This is a genomic window from Aliiglaciecola sp. 3_MG-2023 (genome assembly GCF_030548205.1).
Classification (GTDB): Bacteria; Pseudomonadota; Gammaproteobacteria; order Enterobacterales; family Alteromonadaceae; genus Aliiglaciecola.
Map to the genome: position 1 here is coordinate 22004 of NZ_JAUORV010000010.1, position 14459 is coordinate 36462.

Sequence of the window (14459 nt, forward strand, 5' to 3'; positions counted from 1 at the left end):
TTCAGTGCCTGTAAGTATAAACCTGTGGAAGGCGTTATACGAGAGAAGTGGGAATTTAGTTGCAAAATAAATTGTTAAAATTTTGTAATTTTTTGAATTCAAGGATAACCTAAGACTAGGTGATCAGTCATTGAACAAACCCTATGGGAATAAAAATTAAACGCTGCCTATTATTCATTTTCACCTTGCTGAGTTTTTGCTCTTCAGCTGCCTGTAGGAAAGACGTTCACCGGCAGTTTGATTTCTGGCTAGGCACGTGGGACGTATATTCCACGCAAGGCAAAATTGTTGGCGTTAATAAAATCACTCAGTTACTAGATGGCTGTAGCTTAAAGGAGGAATACCAAACGCCTTCGGGCTATCAAGGTCAAAGCATCAATATTTACGATACTCAAGAACAGCAATGGCACCAAACTTGGGTAGATAATCAAGGTTTACTGCTGCTATTGAAGGGTAAATTTGACGGACACTCAATGATATTAACAGGTGAAGGACAAACATCTAAAGGAGAAAAAATAATGCATAAAATCACATGGACGCCTAGAACGGATGAAACCGACAAAATCGTGCGTCAGCATTGGCAGTCAAGCCAAGATAATGGTGAGACATGGTCAACTTTGTTTGATGGAAAATATGTAAAACGAAAAAAATAGTTAATTGCAATCAATTAACGCAAGTTAGTTAACATAAATAGAAGAGTAAATTATGCCTTTCAACAACGAACTTACCGAAGAACTAAACCTCATATTAAAATTCCCCAACAAAAGCCTTATGCAAGGATTAAAAATTCACCATGATGCCGAACAATCTATGGTTGATGCAGCAAAAAGGTTATTTGATAAAGGTGTCGTTAGTCAGCCTGATGGTGGCTACCTAACTGATTTGGGACACGACTTAGCTGAACATGCCCAAGTCATTCAGTCTGCTTTAACATCTAGGTAAAATTTATATCACTGACACTGACAACGGTTGAATCGACTGTTGTCTTTGGCAGCATCTACAGATTGAAGCCTCTTGCCCTTTGAGTTGCTGACAAATTAGGTTTTATATTTAGTATTTTGTGAAAATGTCGATACAATCATCATAGCTGGTTATTTTTTGACTCTACGGAACCTTCGATATGCGCCTGTATAAATTGACTTCTTTTATTTCAATGTTGACGTTACTGTCATTTCATTCACACAGTGCTGAGCCAATCAAAGCGGTTGAACTTTATAGTCAAGATGAACTAATTGAGTTGATCAATCGCAATGAACATTTAGACCGGGTGGTATTGGACAGATGTCAACTTGTGCAGGATATTGAAGCTCGTGCTGAAACCTTAAAAATACCTTCTTTTCAATTTTTGTGGGGAGATATGTTGGCTTGGGGTGTTTGTGTAGATGCTGAGCCAACAAGGGGCATAAGTTACATGCAGGAAGCTGCTGATCAAGGTCTACCTGCGGCTTTAGAACAATTAGGCAGATACTATTCCATGGGCAGGCTAGTGCAAGAAGACAAACAGCGGGCGGTTGTTTACTTACGAGAAGCATCGGCGCTTGGCAATCTTAAGGCTCAGATTCAACTGGCCGATTTATTTATCGATGGATATGGCAGTCCATACGATTATGAAGACGTATATCACTGGTTATACAACGCCGTCACCAATGACAAAAAGACCCATTCAAAGATAGCAAATTGCATGCATGATTTAGAAAAGTTAATGCACCCTAAAGCCGTCCGCAAAGCAAAGCGCCCGTTGGATAGCTAGATTATTCATTTGATGGTGCGGAGTTAGGCTGACTAAAGGTTTCAAACTGATGGGGCAAAAACTTAGCAAGTTGACCAGACAAATCCACGTAGGTTTTCAACGCTGTTGGTAAAGATGCGTAAATTTTTGGTAGATTGTCGAGAAGTTTAAGGTTGTTCACTTTTTTCGCTTGCTCAAGTGCCATAGGGATATTGGCAAAGGAACTAAACATTAATAAACAATGTTTTAAGTCCCGTTGAAAGCCTTGCACCTTATCGGGTTGCTGATTTTCTACTTGTTGCCAACAACTCTGCCAAACAGATTCCAAATGACTGTGTCCAGTTAATAAACCCTGAAGCCACTGGCTCACGGCAATATCTTGATTTAAATCATCAGGTAAAGGCTTTCCCTTTTCAGGATATTCAATGAGATTTTCACGCATGTTTGCCAACTCATGTTGCAATACCCCCATTAACACCTCGGCAATATGATCTATTTCTGACTCTGAAATTCCTGCGCCTCGTTGTTTAAATGCCCAACCGAGCCAAACATCAGGCATGGGGATCTCGGGTGCAGCACTAACAGCAAAGACTAACCCAGCCAAATAATGTGATCTGTGCAATAGCCTTGGATATTGCCTACAAATTTTTTCAAGCTGTTGTAAAGCTTCAGGTTTCACGAAAGGCAATACTCATTCCTATTAGCACACAAAATCATCAACTCGGATAATCTTGAAGTTTACTGAAAAAACCATTGACAAAAAAGCCTCCACTGACGTTATAATATATCAATTGATACAGTATAACATTGCGTTAACATCCATACTCAACAAGGGGATCATCTTGATTTCGCACCATTATTCCAAACTTGCCATTGCCACCGTTATCGCTTTGGGTGTCTCTACAGGCGTAGCGGCACAAACCAAACCGATTCAAAAAGACGAGCAAGAAATCGAAAAATTAGTGATTACATCTCACCCACTTAATCCGACAATCCTTGAATCCACCACGCCAGTTTCAATTATTGCGGGTGAAAATTTGGAATCGAGAATTGCCCCAACTTTAGGTGAAACCCTAAAAAACGTGCCAGGTGTGCATAGCACTTATTTCGGCCCAGTTTCGAGTAGTCCTATTATTAGAGGACTTGATGGTCCAAGAGTCAAGATATTACAAAATAGTCTGGATGCCTCAGATGCCTCAAGAGTAGGCCCAGATCATGCGGTGTCAACAGAAGCTGCTAACGCAACTCAAATAGAAGTGCTGCGTGGACCAGCGACACTATTGTACGGCAGTGGCGCCATTGGCGGTGTTGTCAATATTGTAGATAATCGATTGCCAGTCCAAAGACGGGACGAAATCGAAGGTAAAGTGAGTTACCTACACGACTCAGTATCGAGTGAAGATTTATTTAATGTCAACGTTGATGGTGGAAATGACACTATTATGTGGCATTTTGATGCGTTTGATAGAGAAACTGAAGATTATTCAATTCCAGGCTCTGCAGACATTGACGGTACCGAAGACAGTGGAAAATTAGATAACTCTTTTATCGACGCAAACGGTTTTACTGCTGGTTTAGGCTGGGCTTCAGACAATGCTAATGTAGCATTTTCGTTTGGTCAATTAGACAGCGATTATGGCGTCCCAGGGCATTCTCATGAACATGAAGAAGATGAGCATGATGAAGATCATGACGAAGAAGAGCATGAAGAAGAAGAGGTATTCGCTAGCTTAGAACAAGATCGTTATCAATTTTTAGTTGATTTCCACGATTTGGATGGATTTTTTAGCGAAGTTAAATTTCGCAGTGCATACACTGACTACAGCCATAGTGAAATTGAAGACGGCGCTATCGGCACTACATTTAGTAATGAATCCATAGAGTCTCGTTTGTGGGGTAAACATCGCAGTATTAATGGTTGGGAAGGTGTAATTGGATTAAATTACACAAACAGTGATTTCTCTGCCCTAGGTGAAGAAGCCTTTACCCCTGCATCAGAAAGTGACGCCTTCGCCTTATTCGTGCTTGAAGAAAAACAGGTAGATGACCTGTTATTTCAAATGGGTTTCCGCTATGAAAAGAGTGATATTTCTGTGGATAACAGCTTTTTTGAATCTATAGAAGACGACCATGCTGATGAAGACCACGATGAAGATGAACACGACGAAGAGATTTTCTTCGATGATCAAAGCTATTCAGCGTTAAGTTTATCAGCAGGGGTAGTTTGGAGCATACAAGACAACGCAACGCTGTCGTTTAATTATGCCCGTTCGGAAAGAGCGCCTTCATCCGCTGAAATCTATTCAAACGGTTTGCATATCGCCACAGGCACATATGAACTTGGTGCAGGGTTTGATATTGAATCCAGTGATGAAGCCGGGGAATATCATATTGTCCAGAATCTACAAGAGCCTGAAAAAGAAGTATCGAATAATCTCGATCTCACCTATCACTTTTCAGGCGAAAGCGTAGAAGCGACTTTTAGTATTTTCTACAATCAAATCGATGACTACTTGTTCCAAGAAAATACTGGGTTTACCTACGAAGATGGTCATATTCATAGCGAAGGGGAAGAAGAGGAACTCGACGAAGAGCATGATCATGAAGACGAGGAGCTAGCAATCTATTTATTCCGTCAACAAGACGCGGATATCTATGGTTTCGAGGCCGAAATAGACTGGCATTTCACTGAACAGATTCGCTTAGAAACTTTTGCAGATATTACTAAAGCTGAATTGACTACAGGAGAAAACTTACCTCGCATTCCACCGGCTAGAATTGGCTTTGGCTTACATTTCGACAGTGATTATTGGCATGCTGAAGTTGGTGCCACTTACAACGCAAAACAAACGGATATTGCTGACTATGAAACCGAAACAGCAGGTTACACCTTGGTCAATGCTGCGTTTAATTACTACACAGATGTTGCTGACAATGAATTAGTACTGTTTGTAAGAGGTAACAACTTACTTGATAAAGAGGCTCGAGTTCATGCCTCGTTTATTAAAGACGTAGCACCTTTACCGGGTCGCTCTGTTGTCCTTGGAGCAAGACTACACTTCTAATCATAAAAATACCTACCCCGGGCCTCGCATCACAATGGTGATGTAAGGTCAGGGGGCTAGGTAGCTAGTTATGTACACTGTCATTTCCCACTTACAACATTCACTGTCAATAGATTCAATCACTACCACTTCATATTTACATCAATTCATACATCAATCAGTATCTTAGAAGATATTATTAGGCTCATTTAGACACTACCTAAGTGACAACGATCTTTGCCTAAGTTAAGCTAAATCATCATTCGTTAGCCCATACTAAGTTGCACAACCAGTGAATGGAAAATGGGTCTGAGTAAATTTGGTATCTTATGAAAAAATTCGGCCCTGCTCTTTTAGTAACCGCGGCATTTATTGGTCCAGGTACAGTCACAACAGCTACCCTAGCAGGAGGGAACTTTGGTTTTACCTTGTTATGGGCACTCGTATTTTCTGTTATCGCGACCTTTGTTTTGCAGGAAATGGCGTCGCGGTTGGGATTAGTAACGGGGAACGGCTTAGCGGAAGCAATTAGCCAACAGTTCACCGGAATGAAAAGGATATTCGCAATTTTGCTAGTGGTAAGTGCCATTGGAGTGGGTAACGCAGCCTACCAAGGAGGCAACTTAACGGGTGCAGCCATGGGGTTGGCAGGGTTCTCCGGCGGCGCATTAACCCATTGGGTTTGGTTGCTCGCCACCATTGCCACTGGCTTATTGCTCACTGGGCAATACAAGTGGGTCGAAAAATCCCTTATTGCTCTGGTTTTAACCATGTCAACTGTCTTTGTCGCCACTATGTTTTTGGCGGGGCCTGATTTACTCGATGTCATTCAAGGTGCACTAACCTTTGACTTTCCTGACGGCAGCAGCTTAATGGTAATAGCCCTAGTAGGCACTACGGTTGTACCTTATAACTTATTTTTACATGCCAGTATTGTCGCTAAAAACGCACCAAGTGATGACAATCTGGATATAGCCCTGAGAAATAACCGTATAGACAGCAGTTTGTCGATAGGTTTAGGGGGCTTAATTACCTTATCAATATTATCTTGCGCGGCGAGTACGTTTTTCGTCACCCAAACTCAAGTAGACGCTGCCAATATAGGTCAGCAACTCACTCCGTTACTGGGAGAATACGCCAACACATTTTTTGCTATTGGCTTATTCGCAGCAGGGCTTACAAGTGCGATTACCGCGCCTTTAGCCGCAGCTTATGCAGTTTGTGGTGCTTTAGGTTGGAAGACTGAACTTACAGATATTCGATTTAAGTGTGTTTGGCTATCAGTCATGTTAGTGGGAGTAGTTTTTGCCAGTAGTGGCATAAAACCTTTAGTTGCGATTTTATTTGCCCAAGCAACAAACGGTTTACTGTTACCGATTATCGCTGTTTTCCTGATTTGGACGTTAAATAACAACAAGCTCATGGGCCAACATAAAAATGGCCTTCTAGCTAACATAGTGGGCGGATTAATTGTTGTATTCGTATCTGTTTTAGGGCTGTATAAACTTATCAGTGTGTTTATCTGATATGCCACAGCCCCAAAACCATGAACTACGATTTTAAACGGTTAAATGCGTCTTCAAGCATGCTCTTGGGGCAGCCGAAATTAATTCTCACAAACTGTTTATTACCAAAATCAGCACCAGGAGACGGCCCTACTCCTTTACTTTCGAAATAGGCTTGAGGGTCATCTAAACCTAAACCACTCGCATCTATCCAGGCTAAAAAAGTGGCTTCTACTTTTAATAATCGAAGGCCTTCAATTTGCTCAACTTGTTGCTCAACGTAGGCCAGATTGCCACGTAAATAGTCGAGTAAATCAGTATGCCATTGGTCACATAGCGTAAAAGCTGCCTCAGTAGCAACCAATCCCATTACATTTGCCCAAGGGATAAATCCTTGTGAACTGGCCACAAATGCAGCGCGTAACTTGTTATCTGGGATAATTGCAAAGGAAGTACCTAAGCCTGCAACATTAAAGGTTTTACTTGCCGCCATTAAGGTGACCGAATTGTGCTCGAGGCCTTTAAAATTTCCCGCCGGTAGATGTTTTTTGGTCTCATCGAGGACCAGATCACAATGAATTTCATCTGAACACAATTTTACATCGTGCTTACTGCAAATTTGTGCAATGGTAGCAAGTTCAGATTCAGTTAATACCGTTCCCACAGGGTTCATGGGATTACACAAGATAAACAACTTACACTTAGGATCACTCGCTTGTGCTTCTAATTGAGCAAAATCCAGCGTCCAGCGACCGTCAATTTCAACACTATCAATTTCAATTCTGTTTAAACCACTGATGCCCGGTGCAGCACGCAAAGGCGGATAATTGGGCGTTTGAATCATCACCGAATCGCCGGGTTCGCAATAAGCTTTACATGCCACGTTAAATGCAGGCACTACCCCTGGTGTCCACACTATCCACTGGGGATCAATTTGCCAATGGTGTTTATCTTTTAACCAGCGGACCACTGCCTGATTTGCCGGTGTATATTGTGCAGGCAAGGTGTAACCAAATAGGCCATGTTCTACTCGTTCTGCCAGAGCCGATTGTATCGCCTTTGGGCTAGCAAACTCAGTATCAGCTACCCACATTGGTAAGATATCCTTACCTTTATACTTTTCCCATTTAAATGCGTGAGTGGCGGATCTATCGATGACATCATCAAACTGCATACTTGTTCCTTTAACAACGTAAATTAGTAGAGAGAATGGTGTTAGGATCTGATTATTTGAGTAATTTAGCTACTCTATCGGTTAAATCATGGTTTTTGAACGGTTTAGCAATAAATTCTGATGCACCGGCTTTTTTAGCCGACATAACCAAATCTCTAGTTGCTGTTCCTGTTACCATCAGAAATGGAAGGTCTTGTCGCTTCGAGCGAACTGTCTTCAACAGGGTAATCCCATCATATTCTGGCATCTGCCAATCACAAATAACCAAATCAATTTTATTCATATCGTTTTTATCAATATAACGCACAGCTTCAACCGCATTATTTATAGTGATCACCTCACCTTCTACAAATTCTTCCAAAATCAACTGTATCAATTCCAAGGTAATTTGATCATCATCAATTACAAGTATTTTGTGCATCGAGTCAACCTAGCATTATAAAACCATATGCTCGCTAATATACTATTTATACTGCAGTTTTAACATTGTAAAAAAGTCTAACTCCAAACCTTTTGTTATCTCTACATCAATTCTGAAGGGTCAGCCCTCTAAATCAAACAAAATCACAAACAAGCTGATAAGTTGATACAGATCAACACCAATTTGTGCCCTAAGACTAAACTTAATACATCAGATTAGGAGATAGAAAAATGAAACAAAATGTTGGCATTTTAGATACTGCAATTCGTTCAGTCGTAGCACTTATACTTTTAGCCATTGCTGTTGAAGGTTTATTCGGCACCACTATTAGCATTGTTTTAGGGCTAATAGGCGCGGCATTATTTTATACTTGTAGTTTTGGATTCTGCTTAATTTACAAATTGCTCGGGATTGATACTTACCCTGACTTTAAAGATGACTCTTATCATCCACAATAATCAAAACAATCCCAATTGATTGCTGGTGATGTCATCAAAAGAGACGTCTATGAAAGGTAAAATACCTTCTGCAATGGGTCTGATTTGTTTATCGATGTAGTGCTCGTAATCTAAAGGCGAGCTGATGTAATCTACAGGCTGAGGACCATCTGTGGTAATCACGTAACTGATCCAACCTTTGTTTTGATAGCGCAATGGTTTATTCAGTCGTTTATTATGTTCATCAGCAATGCGCGCTGCTTTAACGTGAGGCGGTACATTTTTAGTATATTGCACCAGCGGCTGTCGTAGGCGTTTGCGATACACAAGCTGGTCATCACACTCACCAATCCTTATTTTACCAATAATATCAAGCAAGTAAGCACTCACATCCTGATTGGCAAATACCATTTTGTATAATGTTGGTTGAAACTCTTTTGCCAAATTGGTCCAATCAGAACGAACGGTTTCTAAGCCTTTAAATATTAACTCCGGTGGTTGATTAGAGACATGTTTTAAACCTGCATAACGTTTTTTACTGCCTGTTTCTGCGCCGCGAATGGTGGGCATCAAAAAGGTTGAGAACAAGGTTTCAAACTCTATTTCTAAATGGCATTGCAACTTAAGTTGGTCTTGAATTTTGTGCTGCCACATTTGATTGATCTCTTTTTCAAGGGCCTTACCAATCTCTAGCGCTTGCTCTGTTTGGTTAATATTTTCTAACCACACAAAAGTCGAGTCGGTGTCACCATAAATTACTTTATAACCCTTTTCTTCTATCCACGCTGCTGTAGTCTGCATAATCTCGTGACCACGCATTGTGATAGAACTTGCTAAACGGGTATCATAAAACGGACAGCCGCCAGAACCCAGCACCCCATAAAACGAATTCATTATAATTTTAATGGCTTGGGAGCGAGCCGAATCTTGTTGGCGTTTAGCCTCATCTCTTTGCTTCCACAAGCTCGTGATAATATCTGGTAGAAAATGCTTTTCTCTGGAAAACAAACCACCTCGAAATCCAGGGATGGCATTATCGGGTTCAAGTAACCCTTCAACCAGCCCTAAGGGATCAATTTTAAAAGTGCGTATAATGGAGGGATAAAGGCTTTTAAAATCCAATACCAACACATTTTTATACAGCCCTGGAAGGGAGTCCATGACATAACCCCCTGGGCTTGCCAACCCACCATTTGCAGGGCGATTAGGTGATACATAACCTGCTCGGTGAAGTTTTGGTAAATAGAGGTTAACGAATGCTGCAACGGAGCCACCGATTTTATCCAGTTCCAATCCGGTTAATTGGCTGCGCAACACTAAATAGCTAACTAAGTTAGTGTGACTGAATACTTTTTCCACCAACACACAATCCTGAAGATTGTATTTTGCTAATTTTATTTTGTTGTGTTGAAAGTCATGGCTAATAGCCGCAACACGATTATCAACATCAGTGGTGTCTTTCCCCTCTCCCAGAAGAGCTTGAGCAACACTTTCTAGACTAAAGCTATCAAAATGGTAAGTTGCCGTTTTCAAACTATCAATACCGTCGATCACCACCCTTCCAGCAATATTCATAAATGCTAAATTACTGTCATTACGAGATTCGCGCCAGTACACATCAGTACCATCTCGACCGAGGCGCAACCTGACGTTTAATTTGTTGGCCCGTTGAGTCAGCACCTTGAAATCGAAGTTGATGATATTCCAACCAATAATTAAATCAGGATCAAATTTGGCAATAACCAAATTTAACTGTTCAATGAGTTGTTTTTCATCTGCAACCCATGTTATCCAATCATCACTACCCTCAGGCTCTCCAATCATGATGACGCAGTTAAATTCACCACTAGAAAGACCAATAGAATAAAGTTCCCCATCGATACTGCATTCAATATCTAGGGACACCAATTTTAACTTAGGAATATAATCTGCCGGTTTAAGTCGGGCATTCTTTAGGGTAATGAAGCCTGGCGAAGTGTTGTGCTGGCGAGTTTGAATCTCCCCTGTAAAATAAGCACCTGCGCAGATAAAGCGTTCCATCATATACCTATCTGCTGGCCGAATATCATTTTCAAAAGACGATATTTGAGCAGCACTCAACACATCTCTTGCCCGATAGAAGGTTGCGGGCGTGGCAAAATATACGGCATTAACCGGCATTTGCTCAAAGGTTTTTAATTTCACAGGTTTGAATTCGGCAACAAGTCCTGATTGATATACTAAACTCTTGGCCTTAGGTACGTCTTGGTTTGCGATGAACATAACAGGTTTTTGTTGTTCGGTGATTAGTTTTACCGGCCCTTGCTCGGTGCTTAACCAAAACTCAATATATGAATATCCACTTCGCTCAATCACTTTGCGGGTGAGAATAAACCCTTGCTGAGGGACTTGTTGCAATAGCGGAGGCGCTCCCAAAGAATGTCGTGAAAAGTAAAATTGTACAGCCTAGAAGCCGCCTAATCCAGACTAAAGATTCATGTCTAGGCTAGTTGAAAACGAGTTTAAAACAATTAGGAATTAGATTTATAGAGCCAGTTGCATTGAACTAGGATTCTGATCATCGAAAACCACGATTTGATCTCGACCCGCTCCCTTGGCTTGATACAAGGCACTGTCACACTGCAACATTAAACTTTCCAACGTCATTCCGGGTAAATAGGCTGTTAACCCTGTGGAAATAGATAAAGTAAGCCCATTTAAATCAAAAGATATGGGTAATTTTTTAACGTTTACTGACAAACTTTTAAGTGTCTTTTGTGCATCCTGTATGGACGTGTGTGGAAAAGCAATAACAAATTCCTCTCCACCAATTCTGCCAATGACATCGGTCTGACGAAAAGTATCCAGGCATAATTCACCAAATTTTGTAAGCACCTCATCCCCTGATGCATGACCAAAGGTATCGTTTATCTTTTTAAATAAATCTATATCGATAATGGCAACTGATAATTGAAACCTGTGACGTCGAGCTAATTCAATTTGCTGTTGCAATAATTCAAGCGCATGTCGACGATTGGCTAGCCCTGTTAAACCATCCACATTTGCTAGTTTTTCCAACTTCGTTCTGTTTTGAATCGTGCGATACACCAACACTATTAACAGACCGCATATAATTAAAGTAGCGCCAAAAAGCATGAGCAGTTGCAGGTTTTTCGTTTCCACATCTGCAATGCTGATTTGTTGAGACAGATTTTTTTGTTCCAGCAACTTATTTTCGCGATCTTTAATTTCAATTTCATACAGAGAACGTAAACTATGCAATTGTTGGGTGCTTTGTTGGCTTAAAATACGTTGTTTTAATCTAACGGTTGAATCTAATAGCTCAAAGGCCTGTCGATACTTCCCCTCTAATGCGAGTAATTTAGCACTCATTTCTTCAAGTGAAATATTTTGCAGAGGCATTTGCTCTGGATCAATATTAGATTTAGCGGCTGCTAAATATTGCTTACCCAGCTCTAAATTCTTTTCTGCTAAAGCCACCCGTAATAAGGATAAATTGGTATCGAGCAGCATATACATATTTTGGCTTTTTTGAAAAATATGGGAAGCTTGTTGCAACTTCGATCTAGCTTCTAAAAATTTATGTTCTGATAACGCGATTCCCGCTAGCTCTTTGAGGGCGTAGGCAACACCTTGTTCATCTCCAACTTGCTGCGCCAATGTTAGTGATTGTTGAAGTTGTGAACGTCCAATTTCGAGGTTATCAATGTTTTTATTTGCCCTACCTAATCCATATAAGGCCACACTTAACTCTAGATAATTTTGATTTTGCTTGTGAAAGTTAACTGCCTCTTCAAAAAATGGAATGGCAAGGGCATCTTCTCTTCTATATTCATAAACCAAAGCCATTACACCAGCAATATCTCCTCGACTGTGAAGCTCAGATTGTGGTGCAAGATCATAGGCCATTTGCAAGTCATGTAGTGCGCCTTGGTAATCTACCAGTGAATTTGAGATTAATCCTCTAACGTATAACGCACTCACTCGTAAGTTGATATCGTTATTCAGTTCTGCCCATACTAAAGCGGCATTGCAGGCTATTAAGCCTTCTTTAGGCTTGCCAGAAAGTTCTAAGGCGCGAGCTTCATTAAGCTTAGTCATATGGAATAACCAAGGTTGGGTACTCGGATCAATAAATGTCAAAGCGGTTCTGGCATGCTCTAACGCTTCATTAGGGTAAGTTAAAGCATAATAAACGATACTTAACGCAGAATGATGTTGAGCATGTTGTAAATCTGATTGCTCTGGTGTGGAGGTTTGTGTAAGGAGTTTTTGCAATACGTCACTAGGTACTTTAGCAGTTTGCAGGATTAACTCTTTATAAGGTGATTGCCACATACTAATAGGCGCAGCTTTAACAGTAAAGCTGACGGAGAAACTTGCCATCAAAAGAGTAAACAAGGCAATTTGAAGCCATTTAGACAGGGACAATTACGTTCCTTAAACAATGCTAAATAAAAAACCGAGTTCTGATTGTAGAACAATTTTCAAGCAAAACATTATGTTATTTTATACCTAATCTAAATTGATTAACCCCTTGCTTGCATTGTAAACAAATTTATTGAACCGGTATTAAGACACTCTTAGTTTTTACGCTGTCATCAGATATTTGCAATATAAACAACTCACCGTATTCATCCTCATCAATTTTCTCAGCCACTCCGCCTAATAAAGAAATTAAGGTGGGTGTGGTATTACTGTGACCGACAATAAGGGCATTGCTTTGTAGCGATTTAATCTTTTCTGCAAAAACGGCTAATTGCTTAGGTGAATAAAACTGAATGTTTAAACCGGACTCTTGTGCGAAAGGCCGTGCACTTTGCTTGGTGCGGTGATACTTAGTCGAATAAATATATTGAATATTCTTAGGTAGTAAATATTCGGCAAGTTTATTTGCTCGACGTTGCCCTTGTTGAGTTAACCCAGGATCAGTGCCACCGGCTTGCTTTTCAAAATGCCGAACAAGATACAAGTCGTAGCAATAGCCATTCAATGGCAAACATAGTAACACTGCATAAATCAATTTTATCATAGTCGAATCCAGGTTGTTTATCTGGCCAAATTTCTTAAAGATTAAGGGACAATGAAATCCCCCATACAAAACCTACTACTTTTCAGGTCACTTTAATCTGGTTTTGATATCAAGGAAAGATTCTATTAGCATGCGTGCCTAAATAGAATAATCCCTTAACAAGGTTTATTCGATAATAGAATCTTTATTTTTGACGGCGATAAATAACGCCCAACAACCTAAGAAGTAACCTTAATGCCTATTTATTCCGGAAATATTCGCAAAATGCACGGTGAAGCTGATGTTGGCTCAACGGTTGAATATAAATTACCCATTGGTGACTCACATATTGCCATGAACTCAATAATTGGTAATTCAGTGAAAGTAACCCATACGGGTGTGATTAATTGTATTCACTGTAATACCAAAACCAAAAAGAGTTTCAATCAAGGCTATTGTTATCGCTGCTTAATGAAATTAGCTCAATGCGACACCTGTATTATTAAACCCGAAACCTGTCATTATGACCAAGGGACTTGTCGTGAGCCTCAATGGGGTGAAGAAAACTGCATGAGCGACCATTTTGTATACTTAGCCAATACAGGTACGTTAAAGGTAGGGATAACCAGACATGTTAGCGACGGTGTTTCAAGCCGCTGGATTGACCAAGGTGCGACCCAAGCCATCCCCATTTTACGGGTTAAAAATCGTTTACTCAGTGGCTTAGTAGAAACCGTGATTAAACAACATATCGCGGATAAAACCAACTGGCGCACTATGTTAAAAGGCGAGCCGGAACAAGCCGACTTAATTGCCATGCGCGAACATCTATTTGGGTTAGTTGAAATGGAATTAGACGATATTGGTTCCCAATATGGGATTCAAGCAATCAATTTAATCGATATGCCAGCGATTGATATTCAATACCCTGTGAGTGCCTATCCAAACAAAATTAAGTCGATAAATTTGGATAAAGATTTGGGGTTTGAGGGGGTGTTGAATGGTATTAAAGGTCAATATTGGTTGTTAGATAATGACCGCGTCATCAACATGCGAAAGTATGCGGGTTACCATTTAGAAATTGAGACCAATTAATTCAGTGTAGCGTTAAAGTATGGCAGACAACGTTTTCCAGATG

Annotated in this window: 13 protein-coding genes; 7 read left to right on the forward strand and 6 right to left on the reverse strand. The window is 40.5% G+C overall.

Going from position 1 to position 14459, the window contains the following annotated elements; translation table 11 throughout:
• Positions 1-143: 143 nt before the first annotated feature.
• The 3 genes from Q4574_RS12560 (at position 144) to Q4574_RS12570 (ending at position 1750) form a co-directional block, all read left to right on the forward strand.
• The gene (locus Q4574_RS12560; protein WP_303474486.1) at positions 144-653 is read left to right on the forward strand and encodes a hypothetical protein; all 510 of its coding nucleotides are present in this window, start codon (positions 144-146) and stop codon (positions 651-653) included.
• 52 nt (positions 654-705) lie between these two features.
• The gene (locus Q4574_RS12565; protein WP_303474487.1) at positions 706-942 is read left to right on the forward strand and encodes a TIGR02647 family protein; all 237 of its coding nucleotides are present in this window, start codon (positions 706-708) and stop codon (positions 940-942) included.
• Positions 943-1153: 211 nt separating this feature from the next.
• Positions 1154-1750: a tetratricopeptide repeat protein gene (locus tag Q4574_RS12570; RefSeq protein WP_303474592.1), complete on the forward strand. Its 597-nt coding sequence runs from the start codon at positions 1154-1156 to the stop codon at positions 1748-1750.
• A 1-nt stretch (position 1751) separates the two neighbouring features.
• Here Q4574_RS12570 and Q4574_RS12575 read toward each other — a convergent pair whose 3' ends face one another.
• Positions 1752-2417, reverse strand: a complete 666-nt coding sequence (locus Q4574_RS12575; protein WP_368411642.1) for a YecA family protein — start codon at positions 2415-2417, stop codon at positions 1752-1754.
• 157 nt (positions 2418-2574) lie between these two features.
• Between Q4574_RS12575 and Q4574_RS12580 the strand changes: the two genes are divergently transcribed.
• Both Q4574_RS12580 and Q4574_RS12585 read left to right on the forward strand, forming a co-directional pair.
• Complete coding sequence (locus Q4574_RS12580; RefSeq protein WP_303474594.1) at positions 2575-4794, forward strand: TonB-dependent receptor; 2220 nt, start codon at positions 2575-2577, stop codon at positions 4792-4794.
• A 308-nt stretch (positions 4795-5102) separates the two neighbouring features.
• Positions 5103-6299: an Nramp family divalent metal transporter gene (locus Q4574_RS12585; RefSeq protein WP_303474488.1), complete on the forward strand. Its 1197-nt coding sequence runs from the start codon at positions 5103-5105 to the stop codon at positions 6297-6299.
• A 25-nt stretch (positions 6300-6324) separates the two neighbouring features.
• On the opposite strand, the gene Q4574_RS12590 is transcribed toward Q4574_RS12585, so the two are convergent.
• Together Q4574_RS12590 and Q4574_RS12595 are read right to left on the reverse strand one after the other, a co-directional pair.
• On the reverse strand, positions 6325-7452 hold the full coding sequence (locus tag Q4574_RS12590; protein ID WP_303474489.1) for a MalY/PatB family protein: 1128 nt from the start codon (positions 7450-7452) through the stop codon (positions 6325-6327).
• 52 nt (positions 7453-7504) lie between these two features.
• On the reverse strand, positions 7505-7873 hold the full coding sequence (locus Q4574_RS12595; RefSeq protein ID WP_303474490.1) for a response regulator: 369 nt from the start codon (positions 7871-7873) through the stop codon (positions 7505-7507).
• A 230-nt stretch (positions 7874-8103) separates the two neighbouring features.
• Here Q4574_RS12595 and Q4574_RS12600 point away from each other — a divergent pair, with 230 nt between their 5' ends.
• Positions 8104-8331, forward strand: coding sequence for a DUF2892 domain-containing protein (locus tag Q4574_RS12600; RefSeq protein ID WP_303474491.1), 228 nt, complete (start codon positions 8104-8106; stop codon positions 8329-8331).
• Here Q4574_RS12600 and Q4574_RS12605 read toward each other — a convergent pair whose 3' ends face one another.
• From Q4574_RS12605 to Q4574_RS12615, 3 genes are all read right to left on the reverse strand, one after another.
• Positions 8332-10707, reverse strand: coding sequence for a DNA polymerase II (locus Q4574_RS12605; RefSeq protein ID WP_303474492.1), 2376 nt, complete (start codon positions 10705-10707; stop codon positions 8332-8334). It abuts the gene before it with no gap.
• 126 nt (positions 10708-10833) lie between these two features.
• Entirely contained in the window at positions 10834-12741 is a 1908-nt protein-coding gene (locus Q4574_RS12610; protein WP_303474493.1) for a GGDEF domain-containing protein, read from the reverse strand.
• Positions 12742-12868: 127 nt separating this feature from the next.
• Positions 12869-13342, reverse strand: coding sequence for a histidine phosphatase family protein (locus Q4574_RS12615; protein ID WP_303474494.1), 474 nt, complete (start codon positions 13340-13342; stop codon positions 12869-12871).
• Positions 13343-13576: 234 nt separating this feature from the next.
• Here Q4574_RS12615 and Q4574_RS12620 point away from each other — a divergent pair, with 234 nt between their 5' ends.
• On the forward strand, positions 13577-14416 hold the full coding sequence (locus Q4574_RS12620; protein WP_303474495.1) for a DUF2797 domain-containing protein: 840 nt from the start codon (positions 13577-13579) through the stop codon (positions 14414-14416).
• Positions 14417-14459: the final 43 nt, after the last annotated feature.

Coding starts and splice junctions, on each gene's coding strand:
- Q4574_RS12560 (WP_303474486.1), top strand. CDS start 144: ATGGGAATAAAAATTAAACGCTGCCTATTATTCATTTTCACCTTGCTG.
- Q4574_RS12565 (WP_303474487.1), top strand. CDS start 706: ATGCCTTTCAACAACGAACTTACCGAAGAACTAAACCTCATATTAAAA.
- Q4574_RS12570 (WP_303474592.1), top strand. CDS start 1,154: ATGTTGACGTTACTGTCATTTCATTCACACAGTGCTGAGCCAATCAAA.
- Q4574_RS12585 (WP_303474488.1), top strand. CDS start 5,103: ATGAAAAAATTCGGCCCTGCTCTTTTAGTAACCGCGGCATTTATTGGT.
- Q4574_RS12590 (WP_303474489.1), bottom strand. CDS start 7,452: ATGCAGTTTGATGATGTCATCGATAGATCCGCCACTCACGCATTTAAA.
- Q4574_RS12595 (WP_303474490.1), bottom strand. CDS start 7,873: ATGCACAAAATACTTGTAATTGATGATGATCAAATTACCTTGGAATTG.
- Q4574_RS12600 (WP_303474491.1), top strand. CDS start 8,104: ATGAAACAAAATGTTGGCATTTTAGATACTGCAATTCGTTCAGTCGTA.
- Q4574_RS12615 (WP_303474494.1), bottom strand. CDS start 13,342: ATGATAAAATTGATTTATGCAGTGTTACTATGTTTGCCATTGAATGGC.
- Q4574_RS12620 (WP_303474495.1), top strand. CDS start 13,577: ATGCCTATTTATTCCGGAAATATTCGCAAAATGCACGGTGAAGCTGAT.